10 protein-coding genes are annotated in these 18,103 nt (G+C 70.2%); 4 read left to right on the forward strand and 6 right to left on the reverse strand.

Annotation, left to right across the window (positions count from 1 at the left end; all coding sequences use genetic code 11):
* Positions 1-123 precede the first annotated feature (123 nt).
* Positions 124-1,863, reverse strand: coding sequence for a sensor histidine kinase (locus OG381_RS36685; protein ID WP_327720272.1), 1,740 nt, complete (start codon positions 1,861-1,863; stop codon positions 124-126).
* A 791-nt stretch (positions 1,864-2,654) separates the two neighbouring features.
* Between OG381_RS36685 and OG381_RS36690 the strand changes: the two genes are divergently transcribed.
* The 3 genes from OG381_RS36690 to OG381_RS36700 all read left to right on the forward strand — a co-directional run bounded on the left by OG381_RS36690 (position 2,655) and on the right by OG381_RS36700 (position 6,797).
* On the forward strand, positions 2,655-3,752 hold the full coding sequence (locus OG381_RS36690; RefSeq protein WP_327720273.1) for an IS110 family transposase: 1,098 nt from the start codon (positions 2,655-2,657) through the stop codon (positions 3,750-3,752).
* A gap of 348 nt (positions 3,753-4,100) precedes the next feature.
* Positions 4,101-5,804 (forward strand): B12-binding domain-containing radical SAM protein, encoded by a 1,704-nt coding sequence (locus OG381_RS36695; protein ID WP_327720274.1) that lies wholly within the window; start codon positions 4,101-4,103, stop codon positions 5,802-5,804.
* A 36-nt stretch (positions 5,805-5,840) separates the two neighbouring features.
* Complete coding sequence (locus OG381_RS36700; RefSeq protein WP_327720275.1) at positions 5,841-6,797, forward strand: NAD-dependent epimerase/dehydratase family protein; 957 nt, start codon at positions 5,841-5,843, stop codon at positions 6,795-6,797.
* A gap of 168 nt (positions 6,798-6,965) precedes the next feature.
* On the opposite strand, the gene OG381_RS36705 is transcribed toward OG381_RS36700, so the two are convergent.
* From OG381_RS36705 to OG381_RS36715, 3 genes are read right to left on the reverse strand one after another with little or no spacing between them, the layout of a single operon-like run.
* Entirely contained in the window at positions 6,966-8,834 is a 1,869-nt protein-coding gene (locus OG381_RS36705) for a hypothetical protein (protein WP_327720276.1), read from the reverse strand.
* Complete coding sequence (locus OG381_RS36710; RefSeq protein WP_327720277.1) at positions 8,831-9,712, reverse strand: hypothetical protein; 882 nt, start codon at positions 9,710-9,712, stop codon at positions 8,831-8,833. Before OG381_RS36710 ends, OG381_RS36705 begins: the two co-directional genes overlap by 4 nt.
* Before the next feature lie 6 nt (positions 9,713-9,718).
* Positions 9,719-12,007 carry an NACHT domain-containing protein gene (locus OG381_RS36715; protein WP_327720278.1) on the reverse strand — a complete coding sequence of 763 codons (2,289 nt, stop codon included), beginning with the start codon at positions 12,005-12,007 and terminating at the stop codon, positions 9,719-9,721.
* A 148-nt stretch (positions 12,008-12,155) separates the two neighbouring features.
* Between OG381_RS36715 and OG381_RS36720 the strand changes: the two genes are divergently transcribed.
* Complete coding sequence (locus OG381_RS36720; protein ID WP_327720279.1) at positions 12,156-14,510, forward strand: WD40 repeat domain-containing protein; 2,355 nt, start codon at positions 12,156-12,158, stop codon at positions 14,508-14,510.
* Here the strand turns inward: OG381_RS36720 and OG381_RS36725 are convergent.
* Both OG381_RS36725 and OG381_RS36730 read right to left on the reverse strand, forming a co-directional pair.
* The gene (locus tag OG381_RS36725; protein ID WP_327720280.1) at positions 14,507-15,637 is read right to left on the reverse strand and encodes a polyprenyl synthetase family protein; all 1,131 of its coding nucleotides are present in this window, start codon (positions 15,635-15,637) and stop codon (positions 14,507-14,509) included. The two genes, OG381_RS36720 and OG381_RS36725, sit on opposite strands and share 4 nt — an antisense overlap.
* 5 nt (positions 15,638-15,642) lie before the next feature.
* The gene (locus tag OG381_RS36730; RefSeq protein WP_327720281.1) at positions 15,643-17,640 is read right to left on the reverse strand and encodes a hypothetical protein; all 1,998 of its coding nucleotides are present in this window, start codon (positions 17,638-17,640) and stop codon (positions 15,643-15,645) included.
* Between the last annotated feature and the right edge of the window lie 463 nt (positions 17,641-18,103).

Raw genomic sequence — 18,103 nt, forward strand, 5'->3', positions numbered from 1 at the left:
GGTCGAGTTTGCGCCTCCACGGTGACGTTTGGGGAGGAGACCAGGCGCGAGGTGACCGGCCCTCGTCGTGGGGCCGCACGGCACCGAGGAGGGAGCGTGTTGGTCCCGCCCCCGCCCCGGGGCTCAGGCGTCCGTCTGCGTGGGGAGAGGCACGGTCCATTCCGCGATGGTGCCGGTGGGTTCGTTCGGCGTGAGAGTGAAGCCGCCACCGAGGTCGGTGGCGCGCCGACGGAGGTTGTCCAGGCCGCTGCGCCGGGTGACGGCCGGGTCGATGCCGCTGCCGTTGTCGGCGACGCGCAGGTGGAGCCGTCGGCCGTCCGTCTCGGCGGTGACCTCGACGGCGGTGGCGTGCGCGTGCCGGGCGGCGTTGGAGAGCGTCTCGCGCAGGACAGCGAGCAGGTGCTCGGCATGGTCCGCGGGCACGTCGGTGTCGAGCAGGCCGGTCATGCGCAGGGCGGGAGTGAAGCCGAGCACGTCGGCGGCCTGGTCGGTCTCGGCCAGAAGCCTTGCGCGCAGCCCGCCGCGGCTGTCGGAGCGGTCGCGCTCGTGCAGCGCGTAGATCGTGCCTCGTACGGTCTTGATGGTGTCGTCGAGGTCGTCGACCACGCGCTGGACGCGCTCGGCCACCTCGGGCCGGTCGGAAATCCGGCCGAGTACGGAATTGAGGGTCAGGCCGGAGGCGAAGAGCCGTTGGATGGCAAGGTCGTGCAGGTCGCGAGCGATGCGGTCGCGGTCGGTCAGGACCACAAGGTGTTCGGCCTCGCGCCGGTGCTCGGCGATCTCCAGGGCGAGTGCGGCCTGGTCGGCAAAGCTGTCGATCATGGCCATGGTGGCGTCGGAGAACTCCGCGCCGCCGGGCAGGTTGGCCACCTGCAAAACTCCGCGCACGTTCTCGCCGCCGCCGAGAGGGAGCAGGAACCCCGGCCCCAGGCCCAGCTGTGCCGCTGAACCGCCACCGGCCTGCGGCTCGGCGGACAGCGCACTGCTGCTGATCCGCTGGTTGGAGTGGTAGACCTTCGCGGCCAGTGTGGTGGCCGGCAGGACCAGTCCTCGCACCTGCTCGGCGCCCTCGCCGTCGGCGGCCTCGATCACCAGCTCCTCGCCGCCGTCGAACCGTACCGCCAGCGTCACCAGGTCGGCGCCGGACAGCGTCCGGACGGTGGCGGCGACCTGATGCAGAACCTGGTCCGGGTCGGTGCCCGACAGCAGGCTGCGGGTCAGTTCGCTGCTCGCCGCCAGCCACTGCTCCCGGCGCCGGGAGCCCTCGTACAGGCGGGCGTTGTCGATGGCCACACCGGCCGCGGCCGCGAGCGTACGCAGCACCGCCTCGTCATCGTCGTCGAACTCCGACCCTCCGCGCTTGTCGGTCAGGTACAGGTTTCCGAAGACCTGGTCGCGCACGCGCACCGGCGCGCCCAGGAAGGTGGTCATCGGCGGATGCCCCGCGGGGAAGCCGACCGAGTCGGAGTGGCGGCCCAGGTTGGCCAGGCGCAGCGGCTCCGGCTCCCTGATCAGGAGTCCCAGGATGCCATGGCCCTCGGGATAATGGCCGATGGCACGGATGGTGTCCTCGTCCATGCCGACCGTGATGAACTGCCGGATCTTCCCTTCCTCGCCCAGCACGCCGAGGGCCCCGTACTGGGCGTCCACCAGGGTGACCGCGGACTCGGTGATCCGCCGCAGCACCACGTCGAGATCCAGATCGGTGCCGATGGTGAGGACCGCGTCCAGCAGCGTGTGCACCCGGTCCCTGGCCGCGCGAACCCGCTCCACCTGCGCCTGCAGGCCCTCCAGCAACTCATCCAGCCGCAACTGGGGTGCCGCCGGGCCGCCCCTGCGCCCCTGCGCTGGACTCTCCGCCATTTCCGCTCCCTCCGGAAAAGGTGCCGTTGGCACCTTCTCATCATGCCCGAATGGCTCTGCTTGCACCCGAACGCCTGTGTTGGACGGCCGCCCCAGATCCTATGGCCCTGCGACGTGTGTGAACGATGCGCGGTGTGAGATCCCGGCGGGCGCCACCCACCGCACCCCTCCCGGGGTCATTCACAGCCGCCCCGCGGAGTGGATGCCGTTCGGCCGCTTCTCGGAGACGAATGGCCCTGGCCGGGGCGGCGGGATCGCACAGACCCTGGGAACAAGGATGCAGGGAGCGTTCCGGTGGACGGCTCAGACGCTGCGGTACGCCGACCGTCGCGGGTCAGCCGCAGCGTGCTGGGCCGCCTGATCCTGGAGGGTCCGAGGCCGTTCGTGCCAAGGGCGACGAAGGACTGCCGGTAAGGCTGGCCACACGGCTGTTCGTCAAGGCCGGTCATGAGTGGACGAAGAGTCAACTCATTGTCAGCCCGCCCCGGCCAGGTTGAGCAGCGGTTCGGACGAAGCCATCCGGCTGTGGTCGGGGCATGCCGTTATGCCGGGATCGATGGGAGGGTTGCGCAGTGCCGTCCCGGACGGGGGTCTGACTCATGAGATCTATGACCGAAGTGTCCAGTCACAGGCATGTCGACTGTCGTTACGGGATGGCGCCTGCTGGTACCGAGCCACAGGGCGTGTCCCAATAGGGGCCTTGCCGACGATCAGGCGCCATCACGGTTCAGACCGCCCGGGCAGGCCGGTGCCATCCACCCAGCACGTCACCACGCGGGAGGCGAACCACCATGACGACCAGACAGCGCAGCACCTCCTCCAGCATGAATCCTTCCGTTCGGGGCGAGGTCGTCCTGGGCGTGGACACGCACGGCGAGGTTCATGTTGCCGCCGTGCTCTCTCCGCTGGGGAAGGTCCTGGGAACCGAGTCCTTTCCGGCCACGGCGGCCGGCTACCGTCGGCTGCTCGCCTGGGCCGGCAAGCTGGGGACGGTGCGCCGGGCCGGTGTGGAGGGCACCGGCACCTTCGGCGCGGGCCTGGCCCGTTACCTGCTGGCGCAGCAGGTCGAGGTATATGAGGTGAACCGGCCGGATCGCTCGGCCCGTCGGCTGCTGGGGAAGTCGGACCCGCTCGACGCGCAGGCCGCCGCGCGGGCCGTGCTCAGCGGTCGCGCCCGGGCCCGGGCCAAGTCCGGCGACGGTCCGGTGCACAGCGCCCGGATCTTCAAGCTCGCCAAGGACTCCGCGGTCAAGGCTCGTACCCAGGCGATCAACCAGCTCAAGGCCGTCCTGGTCATCGCCGATCCCGCACTGCGGGAACGGCTGACCAGCCTCGGCAACGCCGAACTCTTCCGCACCTGCGCGCGCCTCGGCCCACCCGACGATGAAGGAGAAGAGGACGCGGTGGCCCAGGCCACCCAGATGACCCTGAGCATGCTCGCCCAGCGCATCGAACAGCTCACCGCGCAGATCAATGAGCTGAACCAGCGCCTGATCCGGCTCGTCGAACGCCACGCCCCACAGCTGCTCGTACCGGTGGGCATCGGCCCGGACAGCGCCGCCACTCTCCTGATCACCATGGGAGACAATCCCGAGCGGCTGAACACCGAGGCGTCCTTTGCTGCCCTTTGCGGAGTCAGCCCCATCGAGTACTCCTCTGGCCGGCGGAGCACGCGTCGGCTCAACTACGGCGGCGACCGCCAGGCGAACGCCGCCCTGCACCGCATCGTCTTCACCCGGCTGCGCCACGACCCCCGCACCCAGGCGTACTTCGAACGCCGCACGCAGGAGGGCAAGACCCGACGTGAGATCATCCGATGCCTCAAGCGGTATGCCGCCCGAGAGGTCTTCAACCTGGTCAGACCGGTTTCCAGCGCCCCCGCGTTATAGGGGCGTCCGTGCTCGGCCGCACCACACTGACAGAGCAGACAACCCCTGAGCCGAGCACCGCTCCAAGACGTTGCCCTTGGCCTCAACACCACCCCAACCGGCGGCTGGAGTCAACGCATAGAGCCTCCACCAATCCCGGAGCGGTTCGCCGAGACCGTGCAGCCAGCGCAGCCCGCCGCCCTCACCCGCCACCGGCGTAGTCACCAAGGCATCCGCCGCCGGGGGCCTACCCACCACCGACAACGGCGGCTAACGTCAGGTCTCTTGAGCGCCGATGTGCCGACACGAGGCAGGTCGCCTCCGACGTCGTCGGGCTTTCCTTCATACGGATCCGGACAGGCGGTTCGAATGAAAAAGATCAAAATGATCCTCATCCAGGCCGACGACAGCGGGAATTACGGAACCTACTTCAATTCACCACCCCTCGGCATTCATCGCATCAGGAAATGGCTGGAGAGTGAGTTTAGGGAAAGAATCGAAATGACCTGCTTCGATCCCAACCTCTATGCGGACGCCCGCGAGACACTCAATGATCTCCTAGAGGCAGTGCAATTCGATATCGTGGGGTACAGCCCTCTGCATGACACCCTATCGCGGGACGTCGGCCACATGCTGGACGCCGGCGGCATACTCCCGCACGCATTACATATAGCAGGAGGCCAGCAAGCGGGACTCTCGCGGGAGCTGCTTTTCCCGCATGTCCCGAATCTCAGTCTGATCGCTCGCGGGGAAGGCGAAAAATCTCTCACCGAACTGGTGGAAAAGGTTCACAAGTACGGGATCGATGCGATCAGGAGGAATCCACGGCAGTATTTGTCTCGGGTCCGGGGATTTTACATCAGAGACGGTGGAAAGTCATTCTTCACCGGATATCCCGAACCGTTCACGGCGGAAGAATTTACACGCGCCACACTCGCAGTGGACTTCACGGATGTGGGGCTGGATCTGTACTGGGACCAGTTGAAGGCCCACTATTCCGCGGAGCAGCTCGGCGACCCGGTCCTGTTGGGGAAGATCCTCACCATCAAGCCGTACACGAGTAACTACTGCCCTCTGGGCTGTGCATTCTGCAGCACGACGACCTTTCACCGCGACGGCAACGGCCGGACCGCCAGGGTCATCGCCATCCGCAAACACGACTTGGCCGCGTACGTGCGGAGTCTGCTCCTGAAGAATCCGCAGGCCCGGAAGGTGATGTTCAAGGATGACCTGTTCTTCCTTAGGGGCGGTTCGCGGAGCGATCTCCTGGAGGATCTCCAAGCTCTTGAGGACGTTCGGCACGAGATGCACGCCCTCGACGGCAGGGACGTCACTTATCACGGCAAGGCCCGGGTCGACACCTGGGTCGACCCGAGGACCCTCACGGTCGACACCCGCCTTCTCGAAGCCACGCGGCGCGCGGGATTCACCGGGGTGAGCATGGGCCTGGAGACCTTCGATCCTGATGAACTGGAGGCGTACAACAAGAAGCTCGGGCCCCGCGGGGCTGAGATCAACCGGTTGGCGTTGGATGCCTGCCGACGATACGGGATGAACGTGGTCTCCTACATCATCCTGTCCGGCCTGTACTCGACAGTAAAATCGCTGACCCAGAACGTCCGCTGGATCACGCGGTCCTTGTCGGACGGACACGTCATGCGCATTAATGATCGGCTCTTCAGTCTGCCCGGCACGAAAATAGATCTGGACCTGCGGGAAAGCGGCGAGGGAATCACCCTTGAAACAGATTCCCCCGTGGTAGGACACGAGCACATCCGGGTCAGGCGTGTAGTGTCCGTCTTCCCCCGGGATCCCGAGGCCCGAGAGGTGATGGACGAATTCGAGAGGTCACTCGCGTCCTCGCGAAGAGAGTGGCAGCAGAGACTTGGGGTGAGTCACTGGATTCCTGAGGTCGAAGGTCCGCACAAGATGTGGCTGCTCAATCGGGTCCTGGCCGGGCGCGCGCACCTGCCCGCCGGGGAGAGCGAGCGGATCGAGGAGACGCTGGAGGGCATGCTGCTCGGTTACAGCGGCTCCCACAGATCCGTCTCGAACGAGCAGACCACCGCCTGACCGAAGGATGTCCGCGGGCCGAGGGGAAGGACGTTGGTGGAGCGCGTACTCGTCACCGGAAGCAACGGATTCATCGGCTCACACCTGGTCGAGTACCTGGCCGGGCTCGGTCTGTCGGTCCTGGCCGTCGACCACCGGCCACCGCGCTTCGGAGAGCCCTGGCGGCGGCCCGGCGTGCGCACCCTCGACGTCGACCTGCGGACCGATCCGCTCGGGGAGCTGGTTGAAGGACGCGACGTGGTCTTCCACCTCGCCGCACGGCCGGGAGTGCGAGGCTCCTGGGGAGCGGATTTCGGCGACTACCTCTCCGCCAACGTCACCGCGACCCACAGGCTCGTGAACGCTTGTGTCAACGGCGGCGTACCGCGCTTGGTGTTCGCGTCCTCGTCGAGCGTCTACGGGGAGGCCGCAGGGCCGAGTTCGGAGGGCGACGCTTGCCGGCCGCTGTCGCCGTACGGCGTGACCAAGCTGGCGGCCGAGCAGCTGTGCCTCGCCTACGCGCGCCGTCCCGGCAGCCCGCTCAGTGTCGTCGCGTTGCGCTACTTCACGGTCTATGGTCCGCGTCAGCGCCCCGACATGGCCTTCTCCCGGATGTTGTTCGCCTGCTACTCGGGCGTGCCGTTCAGGATGTTCGGCGACGGTACGCAGAAGCGGGAGTTCACCTACGTCGGCGATGTCGTCGACGCGACGGTCGCGGCGGCGGGGACAGCGGCCCGAGACGAGATCGTCAACGTGAGCGGCGGCGCGAGCGTGTCGCTGCTCGACGCGCTCACGGTGGCCGCCGCGGTCACGGGACGACGCGTTCCGCTGGACGTGACCGGCGCACGGCCGGGTGACGCGCGGGCCACCGTGGCCGATCCGTCGCACGCTCGGCGGCTGCTCGACCACCGGCCCCGGGTGTCCCTCGCCGAGGGCCTGGCGCGGCAGGCTCGGTGGCTGCGTGGCCTCGACCAGGACCAGCTCAAGGTCTTCGTCGCCGAGGAGGGCCGGTAGCCGCCGTCGGGCCCGCACGGAAGTCGGGCCTGGTGGCCGGTCGCTGCTCCGTCGACCGTCTGTCCGCTCTTCGGAGAACAACCGGGTGTGCACCGGGCCACCGGCCGCGCATCGGGCGTAAGCGCGCCCTACCTCACACTGGGCCACCAGTGATGTCGGCCTGCCTGATCAGTCCCGGCGGCCCGGGACCTCGCCCACCAGCTCCGGCCAGTGCCCGGTGATCACCTCGCGCAGCGCGTCATGGAACAACCGGTAGAGCGTCACTCCGTCCTCCTGGTCCGTGGTGAGGTACGCCCCCGCGCGGGAGGCGAGCAGCCAGGCGATCTCCTCGTCGCCGTAGGGGCGCGAAGGGGAGTCGGAGGACAGGGCGTTGGCGACCACGGGCCAGATGCCCCGCCACGGCATTCCCCGGCCGTAGGCGTACGCCACGGCGCGGAGCAGTTCGACCGCGACGAGCCGGTCCCCCGGGTCGGGGAACATCCGGCGCAGGTCGTCTCGGAAGATCCCCATGAGATCCTCCTTGAGGACGGCCCGCCATTTCCGGTCGAGCGGGTCTACGGCACGGTCCCGGGCGGCGAGATTCCCGGCGGCCGCGCGGGCCATCAGGTACGACGGTCCTGCGGCTTCGGCGACGGCACGGGCGACCTGGTCGGCCAGCGACTCCTTCTCGGCGTACGGGGACTTCTCGTCTCCGAGCAGGATGGCCCGCACACAGGCGGCGACGTGGTCCCGCCGGAAGTACGGGAGTTCGTCGATCCGTACGCGCTCGGCGCGCAGCAGAGCTTCGGCACGGTCCGCGAGGGTGTGGCCGGCGGGTTTCGCCCCTCCCGGCGACCGCATGCCGACGATCAGCCGCAGTCGGCGGTGCCTGGTGTGCGGCGGCTCCAGCCGGCCCAGCAGATCCTGGAGGAGGCGGTCCGGGTCGGCGGCCTCGTCGGGCGCGTCCACCACCACGGTGATCGGTTCCGACCCGCTGTCGCGCCAGTCCGCCCAGGCGTCGAGCCACTCCTGCAGCGAGGGCGATCCTCCCCGTCGGCCAGGGGCGAGAATCGCCAGCGCCGCGAAGATCCGGGCCATGACCTCGGTGCCGCTCAGCCCCGCGGCGTCCACGAACGCGTCCACCCGGTACGAACCGCCGTGTGCCGCCAGTTGTGCCAGGGCCGCCGACTTCCCGCTGCCCGCACACCCTGTCACCAGCAGCGCCTGCGGAGGTCCGGCGGCGGCCCGTGTCAGCCGCCGCATGAGGGCGCGGCGGCCGAAGGCGTCCTCCTCGTCCTCTTCGTCGTCCTCGTCCACCGGGGCACCGGTGTACGCCGGATGCGGCAGACAGGGATGCGGTCCGTAACGCTGGGATCCGAGCGGGTGGAGCGTCCGCCCGAGCCTGCTCTGCACGCCCAGGACGAACTCCTCGACGTGGAGCAGCGGGCCGGGCTTGTACGCGTACGGGCGGGCCACGACGTCCTTGAGGAACTCCGAGATGGCCGTGGTCAGCGCGCGGCTGTCCGCCTCCTCGTCACGCGCGGCGCTCGGCAGGATAAGCCACCCGGGGGGCAGTGTGCTCTCCCGTTGGACGAGATCGGCGCTGAGCTTCTCGGCGTGGCACTCGTCGACGATGACCAGCAGGTGCTCGATCCCGCTCTCCGCGAGCCAGGCGATGAGCTGACCGGTGCGCTGCGCGGTGCCCGCGTGGCCGCCCTTCGTCGTGCGCCGCAGGACACTCCAATGGGTTTCGTCGGCGACCGTGCCGTGACCTGTGATGTAGACCACCGCGGCGTCTGCGTCACGCCACCGCGCGTGCGGCTCGGGGTCCTGCAGGGCGTGGCTGATCTCCGTCAGGGTCGGGTTGTCGGCGAGGTGCGGGTGGACAGGGGTGAAGCGCCGTCGGCCCAGCGTCCTGGCGCAGAGCCAGTCCCGCATCACGCGGACCTCGTCGTCCACCGGCAGTTTCTGTGGCTGCCAGCGCGGGTCGTCGTAGTCGGCAGTCGCGATCGCCACGAAGTGGCGTCTGAGGACCGCCTCGTCGGCGACCCCCGTCACGGGGCCGTCGCAGTGAGGACCTCCCGCACCGCCGCCCCTGTCTCCCGTTTGCCGAGATACCGGGTCACGGAGTGCGCGTCGGCCTGGTTGTCGACCCGCCGGTCGTCCACCTTGGACCACCAGTCGGCCAGCTGCCTGCCGCCGGTCACGGGGTCGCGGGGATCGAGGACGTTGACCCAGGAACGCGCCCCCACCGGGAGGCCGTGCACCGCGCCGTAGCGGGGATTGGGCATCCGGGACCGCACGATGCGCAGGCCCAGCGGCGACCCCATCGTCAGCAGCAGGTCGAGGCGGCGGCGCCCGTGCCGGCGCACGTACTCGAACGCGACAACGGAGCCCAGGGAATGGCCCATCAGCACCCGGCAGTCCTCGGGGACGGCGGCGTCGACGCGGTCGTCCACCTCCTGCTTGAGGGCCGGGTCCCCCAGATATCTGCGCACCTGCCGGAAGGCGCCCACGTACAGCAGGGCGGCTCCCGGGCCGTAGCGGCGGTCAGCGGCACGCAGGACTGTCTGGACAGGTCTCGGTACACGGGTGTAGCCCTTGGCCGGTGCCGCCTCGGCGTCCGCGATGTCCTGTGCGCTGACGATGTCCGAGAGGGCGTCGAGGAGTTCCTCTTGTGTGGTGCCGTCATTCGGGTCCGTGAGCCAGGAGGCGATGTCCTCCGTGTTCGGTCCTGAGCCCTTGGAGGCGCGGCCGTCCGGGGGCTTTCGCAGGAACAGGTCGGCGTAGTAGACGAGGTCGAACGCTGGGACGGCGGCGGGGCCGCCGGCCGCTCGCTCGAGTCCGTCCCCGAAAGCGGGGCCCCACTCCGCGAGCATCTGTCGGCGGCCGAGTTGTTCCTTGCCTATGCCGTGAACGCCTACAACGGCTGCCATACGGTCCTACCTTTCCTTGGCGGACGGTGCCGGGGGACCGGACCGGGCTCCTCGTCCGCCCGCCCGGTGCCCGGTGAGTTCGGCGGAGAGGGCGGCGAAGTGGTCGCGGAGGTCGAGGTGGCGGAACTGGTAAGCGATGCCGGCGCGGCGGAGCAGTCCGGCGTCGTGTGCCTGGGCCAGCACATGAGCCAGGCGGGGGGCCAGCGCGCCCCGGCAGCAGATGAGCAGGGCGATGTGCCGCCGCCAGGCGTCGGCGACGAATCCGAAGCCGAGCGAGAAGCCGGCTGCGACGGACACCAGGGCGACCTGGAGCGCCGACGCCGGGAGCGGCAGGAACCACAGCAGGACAGCGGTGATCGCCGCCAGTACGGAGCCGGACACGCAGGCGGTCAGGATGTCGTTGGCGATGAAGTCCTCGAACACGGGGTTGCGGACGTGACGGGGTTCGGCGCCGCCCCGCAGGGCCGCGCGTACCGCGAGCACAAGGGCCAATCCGCCGCCGCCGGTGCCGACCAGCATGCCTCCGGCCGGGCCGAGCGACCCTAGGGCGAGACAGGTGGCCAGTCCGAAGACCAGTCCCACGGCCAAGGCGACGGCGGCCAGGACCCGTACGTCCGCCCCGTCCCGTACCGCGAGGGCCGATCCGCTTCCGAAGATCAACGCGAACATGGCCGCATACGCGGCGGTGAATTCTGGGGCGCCGGTGGCGGCGAGGAGGATCAGCATGAGCAGGCCCACCGCCGCGGCGGCCGAGAGCCGTCTGATGCCCGTCGGGGTGCGGAACCTGCCCAGCACGACGTTGCGGGGATGCGGCCACTGGGCGAGGCTCGTGTGGGCGGAGTAAGCGGGGAAGAGACCGAGCACGCCGTAGACCACGGCTTTCAGCCAGAATGGCCATGCCATGTGTCCGACGGTCCAGAGCACGGCCGCCGCGGCTGGCGTCCACAGCAGCACGCTGAGCGCGGCGGTGACGTAGCGCGGGGCGCGCGGCCCGCCCACCGGCCACAGTTCGTGCACGACCAGGTCCACACCCGAGAGCGTCCTGCCTTCCTCCACACCCGGAAGCGCCTTTCCCTCGCCATCGCGGCGGCGCTTGTCGTGGAGGTACGCGGCGAGGGTGGCGAGGGTGCGGCGGGTGGGTTCGCGGCGGTTGGCGACGGCGGGTCGGCTGAGCAGTTCCTCGACGAACCGCCCCACAGTCACGGGTGGTGTGTCGTCGGACCATCCGGAGGCTGTGAGGTCGGAGAGGTCCCGCGCGTACCCGTCACCGGACTTCTTGTCGTAGATGATGACCGCCATGGCCAGTCGCCAGGGCAGGCTGAGGTATTGGGCGAGACGGCCGTTGGCGTCCTTCTCCAGATGGGAGAGGACGTCCGCCCAGCGCTCTTCGTCCGCGACGCTCTTGATGTGGCGCTGCACCTGCTTCGGGCTGAGCCGGAGCATCTGGACGGCGACGGTGTCCGCCAGCCGTACTCCTCGGCTGACGAGTCTGTCGTGGGTGTCGGTCCTGCAGGTGAGCACGAACGGGATCGGCTTGTCGAAGCGCTGGGCCTCGTTGAGCTGTTCGACCACTGCGGCGGCGCGGGTCGGGAACGGCGTGTGCGGGGGGTCCATCTCGTCGAGGCCGTCCAGCAGCGGCAGAACGAGTCCGCGGGTCACCAGGTCGTGGGCCTGGGTCAACGGTATCCGGGTGTCCCGGGAAATCTCCTCCGCCATCCAGGCGGACAGTTTCCGCGAGGTGTCCCACCGCGAGAGTGAGAACCTCCACGCGACAAGTCCCCCGGGCGCGCGCTCGTCCAGCATCTGCAGGAGCAGATGGACGAGGAGGACGGTCTTGCCCGATCCGCCCTCGCCGAGGAACAGCAGACGTTCGTGCTCGCAGCCGCGGTAGTAGGAGGCGATTTCGGTCAGCCGGCTGGTGCCGCTTCCCCGCGGATGGCCCGCCGAGTCCCGTAACCGCCGGAACAGCAGGTCCATCGGTGCTCCGGTCTCCACCATCTGGCCGAACTGATGCCGCTCGCGCGCCACGCAGATCTCGGCGAGTCTGTCGGCGAGCGCGGGTGCGGAGAGGTCCTGTGCCTCCCCGGTGGCCGAGAGCACGCGCACGGCGTGCAGGGCGGCCAGTGCGGCCGCCGCGAGGATCGCGGTGGCGGCGCAGACCGGACGTCCGATGTGCGGTGGGCTCCAGCCGTAGAAGGTCTGCGCGATCAGCGCGGCGAGGGACATCATCAAGAGACCCGCGACGGCGAACGTCGCGGCGGCTCTGGCGGTGAACGCCTGCCGGTAGTCGTGCACGGCCGGCGCTCCATCCGACGAACGTGAAATGGCACGGACCCAACTGGTGTCAGAATATAGCCCCTTGTACGCCAGAGAGAGGGTCTGCGAAGGTCGGACGGCTTGTACGGATCGAGCCGGTCCGCCTCGCCGACCGGGGAGGGCGCTTATGACGCACGACACCGACGCCCGGGCGCACCGGCGCATCGCCCAGGCCCTCGCGGCCACCGTCGCCGGCTCCTCGTCCGAGGCCGGCCCCCACCCCTACATCCGGCGCTATCTGGCCCGTCACGCGGCGTCGGGAGGCGTGCTGGACGACGCCCACCTCGCTCCGGCGTTCCTGCCCTGGGAGTGCGGCGCGGCAGTGCGGGGACTGCTGGGCCTTCCGGTGGCCGGCTCACCGCACACGCGGGCACTCGCCGCGTGGGCAACCGTCGAACCCTTCCTCGGTGACGCCGACCACCACTCCCGCGCCTCCAGCCTGCACCTGGCCCTCTTCGCGGGTGAGCGGGACCCACGTCATCCAACGCAGGCGGTGCCCGGCTCACTGGTGCGGCCCCTCTGGTCGGACTGGGAGCTGCCGGCCAACGTGGTGGCCCGGACCGCCGCAACCGTGCGCGGCCTCGCCCTGGTTCCGGTGCCCGGTGGACGGCGGCTCCTGGCCGCCGGGGATGCCGAGGGGACCGTCCGCCTGTGGGACCCCGTGACCGGTGCTGCCGTGGGCGGACCCATGACCGGGCACCGGGACGGCGTCGACGCCCTGGTGGCGCTCACGGCGCCCGGCGGCCCCGTGCTCCTCGCGTCGGCCGGACGGGACCACACGGTGCGAGTGTGGGACCCGATGACAGGGGCCGAAGTGCGGGAATTCACCGGCCACGGCGACTGGGTCAACGCGCTCACCGTGCTCCCGGGGCCAGACGGCTTCCCGCTCCTCGCGTCCGGGGACGGGGAGGGCACCATCCGCGTCCAGAATCCGGCGACGGGCGCCGAGAAGGCTGTCATCTGGTCGGCGCACGCCGCGCCGGTGCGCGCTCTAGCGGCCGTCACGACGGCGCGGGGGCGCACCCTCCTCGTCTCGGCCGGCCACGACGGCGCGGTGCGCCTGTGGGACCTGTCGACGGACGCGCCCGTACGGGAACTGCGCGGCGGCGACGCCCGGATCAACGTGCTCGCCGCCTTCACAGGAGCGGACGGGCGGGCGCTTATGGCCGCCGGGGACGGCGAGGGCGTCCTGCGCCTCTGGGATCTCGACCGGTCCGACGTGCCGACGGTCCTCGGAGTCCACGAGGGCAGGGACAGCCAAGAAGGCCACGAGGCGCACACGGGGCAGATCACCGCCCTGAGCGGGTTCGAGGGTGCGGACGGACAGCCTCTTCTGGCCGCAGGGCACGCCACGGGCGCCGTCCGGGTCTGGGACCCGGCCACAGCGACCGTCCGGCACGCCCGCAGCGGGCATCAGGGCGCCGTCACCGCCATGGCCGTGCTCACCGGGAGCCGCAACCGCCAACTGCTGGCCACCGCCGGCGACGACCAGACGCTGCGACTGTGGGACCCGACCGCCTTCGCGGACGCGCCCGAACCCCATACCCGGCGCCGCCACCGGACGCGGACTCTCGTGGCGGTCACCGGTACCGAGGGCCGCCCGACGGCCGTCTTGGCCGACCGGGACGGCATGGTGGAGGTCCGCGACGCCCGATCGGGTGCCGTCACCAGCCGGTGGGGCGAGCGCGTCCGCGTGCCGGTCACCGCCGCCGCGGCTGTGGCGTCCGGAAGGCGCCTCCTGCTCGTCGCCGCGTCGGCGGACCGCCGGGTACGGTTCACGGTGGCGACGACAGGTCAGGAGACCGCCGCACCGCTGGCGTTGGTCGCGGAGCCCGGGGCGACGGTGACCGCGGCGGCGGCGTTCGCCGCCGCGGACGGCAGCCCGCGGTGCGCCCTGGCGGTCACCGACGGCACGGTCCACGTGTGCGATCCGGCGGGCGGGACGGCGTACCAGTACCCCTCCGGTCATCGGGCCGCCGTCACCGGCATGACCGTTTTTCCCGGGCGCGGCAGGCGCCCCCGCCTCGTGACGGCCGGCCGTGACGGGCTGGTCCTGGTCCGGGACGCCCTCACGGGCAGCGACGCCGGAAACCGGATGGCCGGGCACAAAGGGGCGGTCAACGACGTGGCGGTGTTCCAGGACGACAGGGCGAGGAGCCTTCTTGCCACGGCGGGTTCGGACGGAACCGTGCGGTTGTGGGACGCGTCGACCGGGTCCGAGGAAGGTGTCATCACCGGCCACGGCGGCGAGGTGAGCGGTGTGGTGGCCTTCACAAGCGGCCGGCACCTGCCCCTGCTTGCCACCTCAGGCGACGACTGTTTCCTGCGGGTGTGGGATCCCGGCACCGGCGAGTGCGTGCTCAGCGTGGTGTGCGGCGCTCCCGTCCGGATCACCGGTGTGCCGAACGGCTTGCGACCCGCCTTGCTGTTGAGCGGCCCGGCTGGCTATCTGTGCTTCGAGATCGACACCGAGGCGCTCTAAGGGGCCAGGACGTGGAAGCTCAGCGCGGTGTCCACGTTCTGCTCCAGCACAGAGCGCGCTCCGGCCGGAAAGGCCCCCCAACCGGCGGCGGTCCGGGCCTCCTCGGCGAGCGTCAGGACAGCACGTTCGGCCCTGGCACGGGCACCGGTCGCCTCCAGCACAGACTTGATCTCACGCACCTGCGCGTCGGACAGGTCCTCCCGGCCGGCCAGGTCCAGGACCCCCGCCTGCCGGCCAGTCGCCGTTGCACGCGCATACCCGATCAGCATGCTCAGCCGCCGCTCTCGCAGGTCGTTCGGCGGCTTGCTGCGCGCGGTCCCAAAGACTCCCTCAAGGTCGTTCCTGAGGATGTAGGCCCTGCCCAGGGGCTCGGCGTACGCGCTCAGCGCGGCCATCAGAGAGGGCTCGCCCCCGGCGAGCGCGCAGCCGATCTGCAAGGGCAGCAGCGCCACATAGCGGCCCTTGAGGGTGACGACTCGCTCGGCGGAGCCCGGAGGACCGGTGTTCCCCTCCTGCGCCGAGATGACCAGGTCGATGTGCTGGGACGCCCACAGGTCGGCGGCTGACCTTCGCCACACGTGCTGTGCGCCACTCACGCACGACGGTTCGACGGCGAGCAGGGCGCGGGCGAACGCGTCCTCCGCCCAGCGCAGCAGGAGGGCGCCCTGCCAGAGCGCCACACCGCGGCCGAACGACCCGGCCCACGGCTCCTCGGCGTGCAGCGAAGCGTACGCAGCCCACACCGTCGGCTGCCGGCGCCTGTGGTGCGACGAGTCCACGATGTCGTCGTAGATCAGTCCGGCCTCGTGGAAGAACTCGGAGGCGATCGCCGCGAACGCCGGCGCATGCGACTCCGCGTCTCCTCCCGCCAGCAGCCAGCCCAGATAGGTGAGCACCGGGCGCGCGGGAAGCCGGTGTACCGGCAGTTCCTCGATGACGGTCATGAGGCAGGAGCGGGCCGGCTCGGGCAAGTCCGCCGCCAATTCCCGGTGTTCGTCGAGGATCCGCGACCTCAGCGGTACCACTGTCGACGCGTGGTAGTCCATGATCTGCTCGGCGTCCACGTCGTCGTCCCCCCGTCGCGACGCACCAGCGCCGAAGGGCGCGTCGGCGCAGCCCGCCGTCACGGGCGTCAGCGTAGTGCAACGTGCGCGAAATGGTCCCGCAGTTCGAGATGGCGGAACTGGTAGGCGATTCCGGCCCGTCGCAGGAGACCGGACCGGTAGGACTGCTCCAGGGCGGCGCCCAGCCGGACCGGAAGGCGCCCGCGCGCCAGGAGGAGCATGGCGACATGCCGCCGCCAGGTGTCGGCGACCGCGCCCAGGCCCACGGACAGGCCGACCCCGCCAGCCGCCACGGCGATCTGCAGCAGTGAGGCCCTCAGGCCGGGCAGGAGCGCGAGCAGGGCCGCGGTGACCGCCGCGGTCAGTGTGCCCGAGACCAGTCCGGTGCGCAGGTCGTCGCGCACGAACTCGCCGAAGACGGGATTGCGCACATGTCCGGGCGCCGCCTCCGGCAAGCGCAACGCGGCCGCCACGGCGGCGAAGAGGGCCAGCCCCGCCCCGGCGGTGCCGAACAGCAGTCCGCCGGCCGCACCGAGGAAGCCGACCAGCACCCGCCCCAGCAGTCCCAGGAGCAGGCCCGTCGCAGTGCCGGTCAGGACGAGCAGTCGGCTGTCCGCGGTGTCCCGTACTGCCAGCGCGATCCCGGCGCCGAACACCACCGCGAACGAGACCGCGCACGCCACCGTATAGTCGGGCCGCCCGGTGGCCGCCAGCACCGCGCCCAATGCGAGGGCGCCGGGGAGGGTCATCGCCAGCCGCGCCCGACCGGCCCTGGTGCGCAGCCGGCCGAGCACGATCCGTTTGGGATGCGGCCACCAGGCGAGGCTGGACCACAAGGAGCGCAGCGGCAGCAGGGACGCCGCGACGGCGATGCCCGCGTCGAGCGCCGCGGGCCAGTCCATCCGTCCCAGGACCCACCAGACGACGCATGCCGCGGGCATCCACAGCACCATGCTCAGGACGGCGCTCAGCCAGCGGGCCGAACGTGATCCCGTTATCGGCCACAGCCGGTGAACGACGATGTCCACATGGGGCAGCGGTTCACCGCCGGTCCGGCGCTGCAACGCCTGGTTGTCCACTAGGTAGGCGGCGAGCTCGCTCAGCATGCCGCGGATCCGGCGCGCTTCGGTCTCGTTCGAGCCGCCGGCACGCAGCAGGGTGGCCGCGTACTGGGACACCGGCCCGGCGTCCGGCAGGGCCGACTCTGTCCGGATCAGATCCGAAGGATCCCGCAGATGGCCCCCGTCGTCGTCCCTTTCCTCGTACAGGGCTGTTACTACAGCCAGGTGCCACGGGACGGACAGCTGTTGGGCCAGCCTGCCGTATGGGCGGCTCTCCAGCTCGCCAAGTACCTCGTGCCATCGTTCGTGTCCCGGAAGGCCGCCGACGCACTGGCGGATCTGCTCGGCGTCGAGCGCCGACATGACGACAGCGGGCGTGGCCGGATGACCATCCGACGCGGCCAGTATCTGGTGGACACCGTCCCGGCAGGCCGTCACAAAGGGGGCCGGCTTGCCCTCTCGCGTCCGTTCGTGGAGAGTGCGCCATGCCGCCGCGGCCCGGCACGGGTGTTCCGCGCCCGAAGGGTCCATCTCGTCCAGGCCATCGAGCACCGGCAGGATCATTCCCTCCGAGACGAGCAGAGCGGCCTGGCCGAAGGACAGACCGCTGTCCCTGGCCAACTCCCTCGTCATCCACCGGTCCAGACCCTCTCCAACGTCCCAGCCGGCGGCGGAGAGTCGGTAGGGCACCGCCTCGCCCGGCCGGCGAAGGTCCAGCAGCCCGAGCACCATGCGGATGAGAAGGCAGGTCTTGCCCGTGCCGCCCCCGCCCACCACGACCAGACGGGCGTCGGCGGTCCGCCGGTAGAAGTCGGCGATGCCGGCGCTGGGCGTCGTCTCGGGATCGGACGGCCCCAGTCCCGGCACCGCGAGTGGCCGGAAGCCCACGTCCATGGCGGGACTGTGGTGGATTAGCTGACGCAGTTGCTCGGTCTCCCGCCGCAGTACGCTCGGGGCGAAAGCGCCCGCCAGCGCGCGTGCGTCGTCCCGCCGCCCGGTCCTCATGACGCTCACCTCATCAACCCGGCGATGCTGTCCCCTTCACCGTAGTGGCGTTCGGGACCGATGGATCCGAAAGCGCCTGCAAACAGAGGGGGAACAGCGGGCGACCCTCACCGTGCTTCAGGTCAACGGTACTCAAACCCCTGCGGGGTGATGGTGGGCGCGGGATGATTGTCCGCGCGGTCGTTGTCTCTTGACAGAGGTCGGGAACTGGTGCCAGAGGAATTATCCGCTTGACCTTGCGTGCCGCGACGAGTGTCGGCGGGCGTCGGCTGAAGCACATAGCGGACCAGCCGCGCGCTGAACGGCTTTACGACGAGCGGGAGGAAGACCACGGGGATAGGGCGGTGCATGCCCGCACCGGGCCGGCGAGCTGTGTCCTGATAGGTATCTCGGGTTCTGAAGAAGTCAAGCAGCTTCTGCCGTTGTGGAAGTCGTGAGCAGATGGAAGGCGCGTTCTTCGTCG

Origin of the sequence: Streptomyces sp. NBC_00490 (assembly GCF_036013645.1) — a bacterium.
GTDB lineage: Bacteria > Actinomycetota > Actinomycetes > Streptomycetales > Streptomycetaceae > Streptomyces > Streptomyces canus_F.